The 979-nt window shown below is 38.4% G+C and carries 1 protein-coding gene; it reads right to left on the bottom strand.

Annotated features, from left to right (window positions below):
• Window positions 1-156 precede the first annotated feature (156 nt).
• A partial coding sequence (locus GO685_RS05345; RefSeq protein ID WP_175937884.1) for a citrate/2-methylcitrate synthase occupies window positions 157-979 on the bottom strand: 823 nt, incomplete at its 5' end.

Genomic DNA, 979 nt, shown 5'->3' with positions numbered 1-979 from the left:
TTTTAACCTGCACAGATTGGAAAGTTAAACAAATAGCTTCAGTGTCATTATAAGGGGGTTGACAGAACTTGTCAAGTAGTTTTTTGTTTCTATTGGATGACGGTTGTTATACGCTTAGCGCGCTGCTAGAAACTATGTGAGAGGTCTAATGAAGATTTATTTACCAACATAGAGCTGCCTTGGTCTACTGATTTTAGTTTCTTTGTCATTTGCCATTTCATACCACTGAGTAACCCAACCAGTAGTTCTTGCAAGTGCGAAAATAGGCGTGAACATATTCGAAGGGATATCAATAGCGTTCATTATTATACCTGAATAAAAGTCAACATTCGGATATAGCTTGCGCACAACAAAATACTCATCCTTTAAAGCTATTTCTTCAAGTCTTTTTGCAATCTTGAGCAGTTCACTACTTTGTTCCAGTTTACCCAAAACCTCATTACAGGCGTCTTTCAATATGCGTGCGCGTGGATCGTAATTTTTATAAACACGATGACCAAACCCTATCAACTTGAATGGATCTTTATCATCTTTAGCTTTTTCAATGAACTTATCTATATCTCCACTTTGCTCTATCTCCTTTAGCATACTTATAACTGCCTCGTTAGCACCACCATGCGCCGGTCCCCAAAGTGTAGCAACTCCTGCAGAGAGGCTTGCAAACAAACTAGAACCGGCTGATCCCACCAACCTAACAGCCGCTGTAGAAGCATTCTGTTCATGGTCAGCATGAAGAGTGAATATTTTATCCAGAGCTTTTGCAAAAAGGGTACTTTTATCGTTATCAAAAGCATCGCCAAACATCATCCTTAAGAAATTTTCATTATAGTTCAATTCATTGTTGGCATTTATGAATTCCTGATTGTTGATATGCCTGTATATCATTGCAACAATTTCAGGAACTTGCGCTATTGCAGAAATTCCAAAATCTAGATCTTCACTATTGACGTTGTTGCCATATCTCTCATGGTAAAGTGCC

It is taken from the genome of Wolbachia endosymbiont of Madathamugadia hiepei, from assembly GCF_013366855.1.
In the GTDB taxonomy this organism is placed as follows: Bacteria; Pseudomonadota; Alphaproteobacteria; order Rickettsiales; family Anaplasmataceae; genus Wolbachia.
Note: the sequence above shows the minus strand (reverse complement) of the source record. Positions and strands in the feature narration are given on the sequence as shown.